Source organism: Microbulbifer maximicatervae (SeqCode) (genome assembly GCF_052467955.1).
Genome location: NZ_CP174329.1, coordinates 774,762 through 787,404, shown reverse-complemented (window position 1 = coordinate 787,404; position 12,643 = coordinate 774,762). Strand labels below are relative to the sequence as shown.

Here is a 12,643-nt window from a genome sequence, read left to right as displayed (position 1 = left end):
GCGACTAATGAAGAGCTATATCACTCAACATTATTCTGAGCCAATAAATAGCTTCCCAATGTTTCCTAACCCTTAAGCTGCTTTTCAGAAATGGCAAGCTCACTTTATTTTTAAGTGTGCCAATGGAATAGCAGAATATCCCCAACCCAAAGAAAAAAACAAATAACAATTAAATACGCGTGATACTCAATTAGTGCACGCAAACCAAAAAAATATCTAACCCTTCACAACACTCAATCCTGAAGCCTTGGCCTCATCACACTTCTAAATTTCCGATAATTCTGACAAGTTAGTAAGTGCCACCTCAGGCAACTATGATCATTTTGACCGTTATTTTTGAGCCTGGCATAGAATATATAAAAATACTTTACAAGTCAGCCAGTTATAAGTTGAGTTGAAAAAACGGGATAGTAGTCAGAATGAACATTTTTATAGCTTGCACTTTAGTAACAATTACACCTAACCCTATGATTTTAAGTTTAAATTTCCGTTTTAGCAGGAAAATTGATTCCGAAACAGTAATCATGATAAAAGTGGTCAGAATGAATACTATATAAATGTTATGCAGATACACACAACAAAGAAAGGACGGAGTTATGTCTAGTCATTATTTCTATGGGGAAATACATCTTGAAAGCCAAGAAAGAGCTCAAAAACTCTGTGACATTGTAGATTACGAAAACATATCAAAATTATACAAAAATGTACCTCCTGAAAAACGACGACACTCTTCAATTCCATCAATTTTTGAAGAAGGCCACCCTGAATATTGTCAATTCGAGATGTGTGTTAACGAAGGAAATCTTGTAAAAATAGCGATTAATGCAACTTTTGAGCTGACGGAAGAGGAAGAACTCAATAATTTAGGAAGGTTCTTATCATCCTTTGGTGCAGAGAAAGGAATCCTGGCTTACTATTACTCAGGTGCTGATTTTACTCCAGAATTTTATAATTATTTTGGAGGGGAGTTTAGTTTGGTCTATAGCTTTGGAGAAGATCAAAATACTGACAATAAAATTCTAGATGAGGGGGCCAACAGTCTAGAAGAAACATTTGAAAATATTCGTAAGCATAATATTAACCTCGAATCTATTCCAAAAAATCCCGAAGAACACTATTACGAAAAGCTAGTTGAAATTATAAAAAAACAAGGCCCACCTATACTATTTGATAGCACCCCGATTCATGAGCTAGAAACTGATCAATATTTAGCAAATAGAATACGTGATAAGTTAATAGAAAAGCTGGAATTCCTTGACAGGGATGGTAGAAAATTACTACAAGAATATATTCATGAAGTTCATAATTCAGCTATAAAAATGTGTTTGGAATCTTTTTATAAATGTAATTGTGAAATTCGCATAAATGGAGTAGATATTTCTAATAAAGGAAAAAATAGAATCGGTGTACATTTCTCATAAAAATGTGTTTAACGAACCACCAGGCTTGAAACTCTATTTTCTAAATATCCAAGCAATAGTCACTTCGCATTGAAAAAGTTACCATAAATGCATAAACTGGGTAGCCGGTAGTTTTTAGCTACCGGCCCCCACACCACCCATCATGCGGGTCCGCAATGGGCGGTTCCTATCCGTAATGAATCTCTACCCAACGATAGTGTCGAGCAGATCTTCATTTGAGTGGAGTGTCATGGCAGTGCGCTACATCAACTTTAACCGACTGGAAACATATCAGTAGGCTAGACCTGTCCTTCAACTCGTGGATTTAGGTTCAGGCCTTCACCCTGTCCAAGGTAATAATCTTGGCATTTGGCTACTATGCCGTCTGCTGACTTCTGTTTAATCACCTTGGCCATTACTGACCGAGGCGCTGCTATTTCCCACCGTTTTGTCGATCCCTGCGATGGTGGCTAGCGGGCTGGGCCTATTTATGAGTCAGCGGCCATGCTGAGAGCTTCACAGTAGCAAGTTAAACAGATCTCCCCAGATAAGAACGTGAACTTTCACTACACAACTGCATCATTTACTCTACCCGTTAGATCACATGGCTTCGGTGTCCTTGGCCACCTCGCCTCCAGGCTAAGCCTTATATGATGTTTCTGTCCGTCAGCTCGTAATTTTGCTAGCGGCTTCCTCCCCACCAGACCTCACGGTATTGCAGTTGCCATTCGCTAGTAGTTAGCATTTAATGGAACCCATTAAATGGTGATCTCCCTACAGGGGACTTTCACCCCATTAGTTCACGCCCACACCCTGTCCAAGGTATTAATCTTGGCATTTGGCTACTATGCCGTCTGCTGACTTCTGTTTAATCACCCTACTCATTACTGAGCGGAGCGCTGCTGTGTTCCACCATTTTTTTCTATCCCCGCGATGGTGGCTAGCGGGCTGGGCCTACTTATGAGTCAGCGGCCACGCTGACAGCTTCACAGTAGCAAGTTAAACTGATCTCCCCAGATAAGAACGTGAACTTTCACTACACAACTGCATCATTTACTCTACCCGTTAGATCACATGGCTTTGGTATCCTTGGCTACCTCGCCTCCAGGCTAAGCCTTATATTATGTTTCTGTTCGTCAGCTCGTAGCTTTGCTAGCGGCTTCCTCCCCACAAGACCTCACGGTATTGCAGTTGCCATTCGCTAGTAGTTAGCATTTAATGAAGTCCATTAAACGGTGATCTTCCTACAGGGGACTTTCACCCCATTAGTTCACGCCCATGCTGGGCGTACCAAGTAAAGGCACCCGACGTCAAAACCGCCGCTTCGCTTTGGTTTTGTCGCAGGTGCTTTAAACGTTAGATTAATTAGAGTGATTTATGAAGAAGTTAGCGTTTTTTTGTTTTTTATTATTTTCATGCTCATGCATAGCGAAAGATATTGGGTATGATCCACTAGCAGATCCCTTCCAACAGATAGATGAGTCTGCAATACAAGCAAAAAAGGAAAATAAATATATTTTGGTTATTTCAGGTGGAGATTGGTGTCGTTGGTGCCATGTGCTTGACGATTACTTAAGCTCAAATAAAAAAATATACAATGACTTGAAAAATAGCTTTGTTCTAATGAAGGTATATCTGGGAGATAAAAATTACAATGATGAATTTTTTTCTCAGTTACCAGAGTCTAAAGGAGCACCTCACTTTTGGGTATTAAATGCCAATAAGGAAGTATTGCTATCACAAAATACTAGTGTTTTTGAAAAAGGTCGAAATAGCTACGACGATGAAGTATTTACTAAGTTTATTAATCTTATTGAAGAGCACAAATCTAAATCGGGTAGCCGGTAGTTTCTAGCTACCGGCCCCCACACCACCCATCGTGCGGGTCCGCAATGGGCGGTTCCCTATCCGTAATGAATCTCTACCCAACGATCTCGTAATGAAATCAAACCCATCTCTTCGAAGAACTCATTATTGAGCGCAATATGAATACCCTCAGTTTTTGCGCTTCGCCAGTAACTTTTACCGGACGAGCCGCAGGTAACTGCCAGCGACTCACTCACACCCATACGCAGTAAATTTCGAACTTTCGTTCTCACTCTGCGCCAATTCTTCCAATAGCTCATTCTTAATCGCCGTCGTATCCAGCAGTCAAGATCGATACATTTTTGATAGCCTTGCGCTATCCTAAAATAGTTGATCCAACCACGGAGGTATACGGTAAGTTCTTTCAGTTTCTTTTCCATCGAAATACCACGAGATCGCCCTGTAATCTGGCGGACGCAGTATTTAAATTGGCGCAGTGACTTATCATGCCAGACAAGCTTTGCTCCACGGAAAGAAAAACCCAGAAACTTACAACGACTAACCGGGACTACTTGGCTTTTTGCATCGTTAACTTTGAGTTTAAGCTTGCGCTCAACAAAGCGTTTGATGCTAGCCATAACCCGTTCGCCGGAACGCTTAGAGGAAACAACAATCACAAAATCATCCGCATAGCGGACAAAAAGGTGTTGGCGTTTTTCCAGCTCTTTGTCGAGCAGATCGAGTACAATATTGGACAGCAGCGGCGATAAAGGGCCACCTTGCGGCACCCCCTCATAACACGCTTGCCAACATCCATCTTCTACCCAGCCTACGCGCAAGTAGCTTGCGATCAGTTTGAGTAAACGCTTATCGTTAATTCTTTGGCCGAGTAAGCTCATGAGAAAGTCATGATTCACTCGATCGAAGAACTTGGATAGATCGACATCCACCGCTATTCGCTTGCCACCCTCGATATACTTTTGTAGCTTTTTCACCGCGTGATGCTGTGATCGCTTTGGCCGGAAGCCATAGCTAAACTCTGAAAAAGTCACATCGAAAATAGGGTTGATGATTTGCGCGATTGCTTGCTGAATAACACGATCAAAAATCGTAGGTATCCCTAGACCTCGCTGACCACCGTCTGACTTGCGAATGTAGATGCGTCTAACAGGCAGCGGCTGGTAATGACCTTGCCGAATGGCTTCGATAATTTCATCCCCAACTGCCTTGAAGTGCTGCACAAAATAATCAACGGAAATCCCATCGATACCTGCGGCACCTTTATTGGCTCGAACGTGCTTCCATGCAGCATTGAGGTTTTCTTTGCTGAGGATAGCGTCGAGTAGATTTTCATTTGAGTTGAGTGTCATGGCAGTGCGCTACGTCAATTTTATATCCGGCTGGCAACATATCGGTAGGCTAGCCCTGTCTTTTAACTCGTGGATTTTGGGTTCAGGCCTTCACCCTGTCCAAGGTATTAATCTTGGCATTTGGCTACTATGCCGTCGGCTGACTTCTGTTTAATCACCTCGATCATTACTGACCAAGGCGCCGCTGTGTCCCACCATTTTTGTCTACCCCACGATGGTGGCTAGCGGGCTGGGCCTACTTATGAGTCAGCGGCCACGCTGACAGCTTCACAGCAGCAAGCTAAACAGATCTCCCCAGATAAGAACGTGAACTTTCACTACACAACTGCATCATTTACTCTACCCGTTAGACCACATGGCTTTGGTATCCTTGGCTACCTCGCCTCCAGGCTAAGCCTTATATGATGTTTCTGTTCGTCAGCTCGTAGTTTTGCTAGCGGCTTCCTCCCCACAAGACCTCACGGTATTGCAGTTGCCATTCGCTAGTAGTTGGCATTTAATGAAGTCCATTAAACGGTGATCTTTCTACAGGGGACTTTCACCCCATTAGTTCACGCCCATGCTGGGCGTACCAAGTCGATGAATTTCGCTCCGTCCTTACAGGGCTCCACCGGACATGCTACGCTGCGCTTCGCATGCCGATTATCGAAGCGTTATACCTTAGATGATTTACCTACTTAGTCGTTATTTTTGTGCTCATTAAGGAAGAATATGAATAAAAGATTTGAAGCTCTAGATGCTTTTCGAGGGATTGCAGCCCTTTGTGTAGTCATTTTCCACATGCGTCTAATAGGAAGTATAACTGAGCTCGATTTTTTTAGAGGAAGTTCAATATTTGTAGAGTTCTTCTTTGTATTGAGTGGCTTTGTTTTAGCTCATGGCTATGGGGCTAGAAAAAATCTGATTTTAGGGGAGTTTATGAAATCAAGGTTTTTTCGCTTATACCCGCTCCACCTTTTTATGTTTTTTGTCTTCCTATTGCTGGAGGTCGGCAAACTAGCAGCGTATAAATATGGTGGTTTTACTTTTAATACTCTCCCCTTCACCGGGAGGACAGCTATTTCTGAAACTATACCAAATCTACTGTTAATTCAGTCCTTGTCACCAACATTTGAAGCTTTAAGCTTTAATTATCCATCCTGGAGTATTAGCATTGAATTCTATCTATATTTATTACTATTCATATCTATAGTTGTTTTTAAAAATTTCAAAAGCATAATTTGGTGCTCTACGGCTGTTGTCGCGCTTTATTTAATAGCATCCGAATCTGAGCTATTAACTAGCCAAATACTGAGGGGGTTGTCGTGCTTTTTCGGAGGGGCATTAATATACCTTTTCTATATGCGAGTAGCTAATATTCGAATCACGAAATCACTTGGCACTATAGCTGAGGTTTTTGTTGTGGCATGTATTGTTGTGATTGTTCAGTATGAAATCAAGTATCAGAACATTGTTGCCACCATACTTTTCTATTTTGCAATATTAGTTTTTTCTTTCGAGTCTGGAGTTGTTTCTAGCCTATTAAAGCGGAAGCCATTCCAAGAACTAGGTAAGCTATCATACTCTATATACATGACTCATGCTGCCATTTTATTTTGCTTTACTTCTACACTATTAATCTTACAAAAAATCTCAGGTGTGGAATTAGCCCCAATGTTAAATGGAGATAGATATTTAACATTGGGGAATGGGTTTGTTAATAGTTTGATTGTCCTGGTGATTTTAGGTTTGGTGATATTTATATCGAGCCTTACTCACAGATATATAGAGGTTAAGTGGCAGAGAAAGGGTAAGGCGCGTCATCCAAAGTCAAGTGAAGAATGGCATAACAAAGCGTTGTACCGGACGGGCCGGTGAACGCGACATTATAAGGCATTAACCTCAGAGGAATCATCTAATGACAGAGGACGAACGTACTCTCGAATCATTAAAACTACTTCGCGAGTCAAGCGCCTGGATGGTTGGTGTTCAAACTGCAATTTTTGGTTTTCTGATTACGCTTCTTAATTCGGGGCAATTGAAACTTGGTAGCTTTCTTATTAAAGTCGCGATTACTGCATTTGGGCTTTCAATAGTATGTGCTGGGATTGTACTTGGTGCAGTGCCATGGGTCCTTAGTCGAAAATCAATGCCTTCTTCAGTTCAACAGGCCCCCATAGCCGATTGGCCCCTAGTAAATAAAATCTCTATAGGCTGGGTAAGTGGGTTTCAATATCTTGCATTCGTAATTGGACTAGTCAGTCTTGGATCTGCAGTAATTTGGAAGCAGATAGGATAAAAATGCCTTATAACACATGCATGCAGAGCGACCTCCAAAAGGCTGCGCCTGATGCGAGGCGTCAACTGTCTCTATGAAATTAGATCGTACAAAAGAATTAATACACGGCACAATCAATGAGACAGAGCCTTATGAAGCTTTAGTTCATGTACTGGAATCTGCGATAGAGCTGGTACAGATTCCAGATAATGACTTTTGTTGGTCTTCATGGAATGACTCTGAAGAGGCAACTAAAGAAATCCAGAAACTACTTAATATGGTAAAGTCGTATGCTTTACCAGAAAAAGTCGAAGCTTCTGTTCTATTTGCACCAACTGGACCATTGCAAGAAGTTAGCTTAAGTAGCGGCTGGGCCGAGCCATTTCTTAAAGTAGCTGAGAAATATGATCAAGTAGAGAAGTTATTATGGCCAAACAGTTAACAAGGGTAGGCAATATCGCCAGCGCAAAAAGGAAACCTTCCCCCGTTGAGTAGACGCCTACCATTTTGAGTGGAGTAAGAGAAAATAAGGAAAAAATTTGATGAGGACAGAGCTTAGAAAAAAGATCATTGATGTTTGTAATCAAAAGATAGAAAAGAAAGGCAGCAACGTAGGTGTATCTTTCTATGCATTTTTTAAAAACAAGAATGATCAACCAGAAATTCTAATGGAGGCTGCGAGATGGTGGATAGAAACACACCAACTTGATCACTTTGAAAAGGCAGAAAAAATCAAGTCTATGATCAAGGCTGGTGTTTAACATGGTGATTTCCGTACAAAGTCACCAAAACCATAACAATACTGTCAACGACTCCCCACGAGCTTAACTCCGGTGCTGACGAACTTCCAGTCTTCACAGTGGGCTTTTAATCACGTTTAGTAGACACCCTGTAAAGTTAGATTTAGCCCTGACACAGAGGTGTATCTAAATTACGTAAGGTAAGCAAAACTTAGGAATCAAAGCTCACGACATGTTGATTACCATGTCTTACGGTGTTTAACATATTGTTGTGGTCAACTCCAACCGGACACTTCTTCAAGCACATTTCTCAAATTCGATAGGGGCTAGGTCTCCCAGTGTTGTGTGTATTCTGCGTGAGTTGTAATAAGCAATATAGGCTCTTACATCCGCTACCGCATCCTCCCTTGTCGGATAAAGGTTTCCTGTTACCCACTCCCGCTTCAGGCTGCTGAAGAAACGTTCAGTCGGTGCGTTGTCCCAACAATTTCCCTTACGGCTCATTGAACACACCATCCCATGCTGACTCAATAACGTTTGGTAGGTATGGCTGGCATACTGACTGCCACGATCAGAGTGATGCAGGAGACCTTTTGGGGGCGAACGCAAATTGACAGCCATCATCAACGCACGAGTTACCAGGGCCGTTTCCATCTTCCGATCTAGATGCCAACCAATAATCCGGCGCGAATAGAGATCAATCACTACCGCCAAGTACAACCAGCCCTGCGAAGTCCAAATATATGTAATATCAGTCGTCCAAACTTGATTTTTAGCACTCGGTGAGAACTCCCTATTCAGAAGGTTCTCTGCGACCGGTAGGTGATGTTTACTGTCTGTCGTTATTGTAAATCGCTTCTTACGCTTTACTGCCAAGCCTAGCTTTTTCATGAGCTTGCGGACTCGATAGCGCCCGACTTCAAAACCTTCTTTACGTAACAGCTTCATTAACCGACGACTTCCGAGGCTCTGTCTAGATTCTGCAAATAGGGCCTTCAAACGATGGCATAGTTGCCATGTTTGAGCATCTATTGAGCTATTACCACGGCAACACCAATCGTAATAGCCAGTCTTACTTACCTGCATTACCCGGCAGAGCACCCTAACAGGAAAGCTGCCTTGCTGTTTTTCAATAAAGCTGTACTTTATTTCATTTCTTTCGCAAAGAAGGCGCTGGCCTTTTTTAGGATTTCTTTCTCCATCCGCAACTGCTTATTTTCACGTCGTAATCGCTCTAATTCTGCGCGCTCACCTACATCCAACCTTACACCGTCTTCTTCCTGCTTCAGTTCCTTTATCCAGCGTCGCAGGTTATTGGCTGTTGTTCCTACAGCCTCTGCTGCTTTAGAAATTGAATACCCTTGCTCAGAGACTAGCGCTACGGCGTCTTTCTTAAATTCCGGCTTGAAATACCGGCGTGTACCTTTTGTTGTCATACTTCACCTCGCTTGGTAGTTTTACCATCTTAGCGAAGTGTCCGGAAGGATTAGACCACTACATATCGATGAAATTTAACTAAAATGCAAAAGGATTTGCTTTAAATATTTTCAAAATTCTTCTTTCAATAATATTCATACTCATCAGCTCCACTGCTTCATCAAGCATAGTTAAGATGAAAATATCTGAACAACTATATATCTTAAGTGGAAAGGAATATGGTACTAATATCGGTTTAATAGCTGTAGAAAATGGCTTGATATTAATTGACCCTATGCCGGGAAATAATCATCTGAGTGAATTAGACCAAGTGATTCAGTCGATCTACGACAAGCCTGTTATTTTTATCTTAAATACACATGCTCACTCTGATCACACTGGAGGCAATAAGTATTTTGAGAGTAAAGGTGGAAAGCTTCTAGAAGGTGACATTCCTCCAGAAGGATTTACTCACATTAGAGTTAAGTCTCATTCACCGGTTGACAATATATTTTATCACAAGGGGAGTAATGCAATATTTGTTGGTGATATTTTCGATACTAGCTGGCACCCCACATTTTATGCCGGTGGAATTAAAAGCTTCGGCAACGCAGTTGATACTATTTTAAACATGGGTGATGATCAAAGCTTAATCATACCCGGGCATGGTGTTACTGCCAATAAATCATATCTAATTGAATTTAGAGAGAATACTTTTGCATGGATAGATAGAGTTCGAGAACTTTATCATAAAGAATCAGATTTAGAGAAAATAATAGCGGATACACAATTAAAGAGCATTTTACAGAAATTCAACGCGAGCGATAAAACCACATTTATACCTGAAAAGGCTTACAAAAGATTCATAGAGAGAACAATCTCTGTGATAGATAATGAAGAGAGTTTGCAACAAGCTCATTGATAGGGTGAGCTTTAGCACCCATCTTTTGTTATTATTCTTCTGAAGAAGAACCCTTCACTGTAAAACTTGTTAACTACAGGAGCCTACGCTCTATTGAAAGTCTTGGTATTTGATTTGAAGAAACTATTTATTTTTACCATTACACTCCTACTTGCACTTGCTGCATATTACCTTACTTTTACAGTTTTCTATGAGTCATGGTTCCCTTATTATTATGAGGAATATCTTTCATACTTCTTCTTAGCTGGACTAGCAATAGTTGTATTATTACCATTCGCCATTGCATCCACTTCAGGCCAAAAGAATGGCCTGGACTATCTTTCTAAGTACGCCAATTCAGCAACGAAGGTTCATTTAGCAGTAGTTATCTTATCTGTGTTAGTTTTTGTTTATATGATGTCCAATGGCGTTTTTTTAGATGAGGCCGGTATTTATCAAGTGGTACCATCAGGTGAATAGACGTAACTAGCAACGGTACCTGGCACCAAGACCGAAGCTCTGCTAAGGTTTTGATGCCGATGCTTTGGATGTTCCATAATTAGGGCCAAGTTCTCAACAGTTTCTATTCCCCTGCACCCTTCCCTTCTGGACACGTATGTAAATTTCTTCACGGTGAACTGGAAGTGATCTGGGAGCTTGTATTCCTATCTTTACCTGATTTCCCTTAACTTCCAATACTGTGATTGAGACATTGGCTCCGATCCTTAGGTTTTCACCAGTTCTACGCTTTAAGATCAACATATTTCTATTCTCTGATATTCAAGCCATGGGTAGACTTTTATTGATGGACGGCTGAGAAACTAATCTGTTGAAGAATGCAGGGGGAGCGCGAGAACGGTAGGCATGGAAGAAGAAAAGGCGGACGCAACGCTCCCAGAGCTTAGAGAATCTCTCCAAGCCGCTGGATGTACTCCAATTTATTGGAGACGAGCGGGTTTCTAGCGTATGATCCATATAGCCATTTTGATAGTTAAGGTATCAATTTGGTTAGCTGGCCCCTGGTGTTCCCGCACCTTGGGTCAGCGCCTTTTACTTACTCTTACGTCACGCTATCGTTCTCCTTTGAGAGAGTGGTTCTTTTAGAGAAATCTTGTTCTATTGAATCTCTTTGGTCATCGGCCTTCAAAAAGTGCCTCATTTACGACAAAAATACCAATAAATATCTATCGATTTTACGCAGATTTGACACTGAAACAAACTTAATAAATTTCAATAAGATCATTTTTGTGCCTATTTTTTGTAAGTTATCGCCTTGGAAAATATCGGAGCATATAGAAAATTGGCAATCTTTAATAGCCTTTACGTTAGAACCTCAAGGCACAAGACAATCAAAAATAACTAAGTAAACGTACTCCTCATTTCAAAAGAAAAAGGCTAAGCATCTTCTAAGTATTGGATATATTGCCATGGGTTTTATGTGACTTACCCATTGGCATTCGCACTCTGATTTTCAGCCAATAATTTTGGAGAGATATCCTGCATGATCGTACCTATTTAAAAGTTCAATGTCCCTGAAAGCTCATTAATTACTCTTCTCAAGCCGTATATTTTGGCTGGGTGCTACTTATCATACATTCTGATATTTAAAATACTGCAGCATGCATCCTAACTAGTTAATTTATAACATTTTTTCCATTTCCAAAGGAGGCGAGGCGGATATACTGTACACGTGATATGCCACTGGAATATTCTTCAATCGATACTGGTTGGTATACTAGTGGATGTCTTTCCCTGATTTGAGTCGTTTTCCATTCTCTGGGCATGCTGATAAGTGATATGATTTCGTCCACTTTCGATTATACGAATAGACCAGTCAAGGAGAATAAATGGTCAGTCAGAGAATTAATTATTTGCAGGTAGCAGGGATACTCACAGTGTTAGCTGCTTTAGTTCATATCGGGTGTATAGTATTTGGCGGTGATTGGTATCGATTTCTCGGTGCCGGTGAGCATATGGCTCAACTAGCTGAAAGTGGCCACCCCTACCCAACTATTGTAACTAGCGTAATTTCAGCCGTTCTACTGCTTTGGGCTAGCTACGCTTTTTCTGGTGCGGGTTTAATTATGAGGTTACCGCTGATTCGGCTTGGCCTGATACTAATCTCAACGATATTTTTGGCTCGTGCGCTGGGTTTTTATTTCATAATGCCAGCCTTCCCAGATAATTCGCTAACTTTTTGGCTAACCAGCTCTGGCATATGTTTAATTCTCGGCTTAACCTATTCGCTTGGTTTAATACAGAGGTGGAACCTAATTAGCGAAAAGGACTAACAATGGGTGTGTTACTAGAAACTTTTATTCGTGCAGAACTCTCCGAATGCTTGATTGGTCGTATTGAAGCCACTATTGAAGATGCTAAGCTTAACCCATTGATAGCTTTTAGAGAGTTTAATGGAAATGTTTATGACCTTGTATTTAATTTTTAAAAATCAGAAGTAAGTGTAAATAGCGTCTTAGATACTAGTTCAACCGGCACTGAGAATTTGTCAATAGATGTATTTTTATTAGCAATAGGGTCCAAACTTAATTGTTACGTAAATTTGTAAAACTCAAACTTCTAGTTCTTGTGGTATGTACCTATTTAATAATAGGTTATGGTGAAGCGCGTGAACGGTGCAATCTGAAAATGTAACCATATTAAAAAAATTGACTGATTAACAGTTAATTGTATTTTATCACTCGACTCCAGACTCTATAATACCAAAACAATTGGCACACGCCTATCCACTAGAA

The 12,643-nt window shown here is 41.0% G+C and carries 12 protein-coding genes; 9 read left to right on the top strand and 3 right to left on the bottom strand.

The annotated features are described in order from the left end of the window. Nucleotides 1–596: 596 nt before the first annotated feature. Nucleotides 597–1,421: a hypothetical protein gene (locus ACJJI5_RS03430; protein WP_413663581.1), complete on the top strand. Its 825-nt coding sequence runs from the start codon at nucleotides 597–599 to the stop codon at nucleotides 1,419–1,421. A gap of 1,356 nt (nucleotides 1,422–2,777) precedes the next feature. Continuing rightward, on the top strand, nucleotides 2,778–3,248 hold the full coding sequence (locus tag ACJJI5_RS03425) for a thioredoxin family protein (protein WP_413663582.1): 471 nt from the start codon (nucleotides 2,778–2,780) through the stop codon (nucleotides 3,246–3,248). A gap of 56 nt (nucleotides 3,249–3,304) precedes the next feature. Here ACJJI5_RS03425 and ltrA read toward each other — a convergent pair whose 3' ends face one another. Then, the gene (gene ltrA, locus ACJJI5_RS03420; RefSeq protein WP_445354795.1) at nucleotides 3,305–4,576 is read right to left on the bottom strand and encodes a group II intron reverse transcriptase/maturase; all 1,272 of its coding nucleotides are present in this window, start codon (nucleotides 4,574–4,576) and stop codon (nucleotides 3,305–3,307) included. Between the two features lie 711 nt (nucleotides 4,577–5,287). Between ltrA and ACJJI5_RS03415 the strand changes: the two genes are divergently transcribed. From ACJJI5_RS03415 to ACJJI5_RS03400, 4 genes are all read left to right on the top strand, one after another. After that, entirely contained in the window at nucleotides 5,288–6,433 is a 1,146-nt protein-coding gene (locus ACJJI5_RS03415; RefSeq protein WP_445355513.1) for an acyltransferase family protein, read from the top strand. Nucleotides 6,434–6,473: 40 nt separating this feature from the next. Continuing rightward, on the top strand, nucleotides 6,474–6,854 hold the full coding sequence (locus ACJJI5_RS03410; protein ID WP_444895866.1) for a hypothetical protein: 381 nt from the start codon (nucleotides 6,474–6,476) through the stop codon (nucleotides 6,852–6,854). A gap of 73 nt (nucleotides 6,855–6,927) precedes the next feature. Continuing rightward, the gene (locus ACJJI5_RS03405; RefSeq protein WP_444895865.1) at nucleotides 6,928–7,275 is read left to right on the top strand and encodes a hypothetical protein; all 348 of its coding nucleotides are present in this window, start codon (nucleotides 6,928–6,930) and stop codon (nucleotides 7,273–7,275) included. Nucleotides 7,276–7,375: 100 nt separating this feature from the next. Further along, a complete protein-coding gene (locus tag ACJJI5_RS03400) occupies nucleotides 7,376–7,594 on the top strand; it encodes a DUF6500 family protein (protein ID WP_444895864.1) in 219 nt (72 codons plus the stop codon). Between the two features lie 276 nt (nucleotides 7,595–7,870). Here ACJJI5_RS03400 and ACJJI5_RS03395 read toward each other — a convergent pair. Next, nucleotides 7,871–9,009 (bottom strand): IS3 family transposase gene (locus tag ACJJI5_RS03395; RefSeq protein ID WP_445354143.1). Its coding sequence is split into 2 segments (ribosomal slippage): nucleotides 7,871–8,760 and nucleotides 8,760–9,009, totalling 1,140 coding nucleotides; the frame shifts between segments, so codons are not numbered across the junction. 176 nt (nucleotides 9,010–9,185) lie between these two features. Between ACJJI5_RS03395 and ACJJI5_RS03390 the strand changes: the two genes are divergently transcribed. Together ACJJI5_RS03390 and ACJJI5_RS03385 are read left to right on the top strand one after the other, a co-directional pair. Continuing rightward, on the top strand, nucleotides 9,186–9,911 hold the full coding sequence (locus ACJJI5_RS03390) for an MBL fold metallo-hydrolase (RefSeq protein ID WP_445355512.1): 726 nt from the start codon (nucleotides 9,186–9,188) through the stop codon (nucleotides 9,909–9,911). 93 nt (nucleotides 9,912–10,004) lie between these two features. Beyond that, nucleotides 10,005–10,370 (top strand): hypothetical protein, encoded by a 366-nt coding sequence (locus tag ACJJI5_RS03385; RefSeq protein ID WP_444895862.1) that lies wholly within the window; start codon nucleotides 10,005–10,007, stop codon nucleotides 10,368–10,370. A gap of 93 nt (nucleotides 10,371–10,463) precedes the next feature. Here the strand turns inward: ACJJI5_RS03385 and csrA are convergent, their stop codons facing one another. Further along, the gene (gene csrA, locus ACJJI5_RS03380; RefSeq protein WP_444895861.1) at nucleotides 10,464–10,652 is read right to left on the bottom strand and encodes a carbon storage regulator CsrA; all 189 of its coding nucleotides are present in this window, start codon (nucleotides 10,650–10,652) and stop codon (nucleotides 10,464–10,466) included. Nucleotides 10,653–12,183: 1,531 nt separating this feature from the next. On the opposite strand from csrA, the gene ACJJI5_RS03375 reads away from it, so the two are divergent. Continuing rightward, nucleotides 12,184–12,336 carry a hypothetical protein gene (locus ACJJI5_RS03375; protein ID WP_445355511.1) on the top strand — a complete coding sequence of 51 codons (153 nt, stop codon included), beginning with the start codon at nucleotides 12,184–12,186 and terminating at the stop codon, nucleotides 12,334–12,336. Nucleotides 12,337–12,643 lie beyond the last annotated feature (307 nt).

Excerpts from the sequence above, each read along its gene's own strand:
- ACJJI5_RS03390 (WP_445355512.1), top strand. The coding sequence starts at position 9,186 with ATGAAAATATCTGAACAACTATATATCTTAAGTGGAAAGGAATATGGT.
- ACJJI5_RS03410 (WP_444895866.1), top strand. The coding sequence starts at position 6,474 with ATGACAGAGGACGAACGTACTCTCGAATCATTAAAACTACTTCGCGAG.
- ACJJI5_RS03400 (WP_444895864.1), top strand. The coding sequence starts at position 7,376 with ATGAGGACAGAGCTTAGAAAAAAGATCATTGATGTTTGTAATCAAAAG.
- ACJJI5_RS03425 (WP_413663582.1), top strand. The coding sequence starts at position 2,778 with ATGAAGAAGTTAGCGTTTTTTTGTTTTTTATTATTTTCATGCTCATGC.
- ACJJI5_RS03405 (WP_444895865.1), top strand. The coding sequence starts at position 6,928 with ATGAAATTAGATCGTACAAAAGAATTAATACACGGCACAATCAATGAG.
- ACJJI5_RS03430 (WP_413663581.1), top strand. The coding sequence starts at position 597 with ATGTCTAGTCATTATTTCTATGGGGAAATACATCTTGAAAGCCAAGAA.
- csrA (WP_444895861.1), bottom strand. The coding sequence starts at position 10,652 with ATGTTGATCTTAAAGCGTAGAACTGGTGAAAACCTAAGGATCGGAGCC.
- ACJJI5_RS03415 (WP_445355513.1), top strand. The coding sequence starts at position 5,288 with ATGAATAAAAGATTTGAAGCTCTAGATGCTTTTCGAGGGATTGCAGCC.
- ltrA (WP_445354795.1), bottom strand. The coding sequence starts at position 4,576 with ATGACACTCAACTCAAATGAAAATCTACTCGACGCTATCCTCAGCAAA.
- ACJJI5_RS03375 (WP_445355511.1), top strand. The coding sequence starts at position 12,184 with ATGGGTGTGTTACTAGAAACTTTTATTCGTGCAGAACTCTCCGAATGC.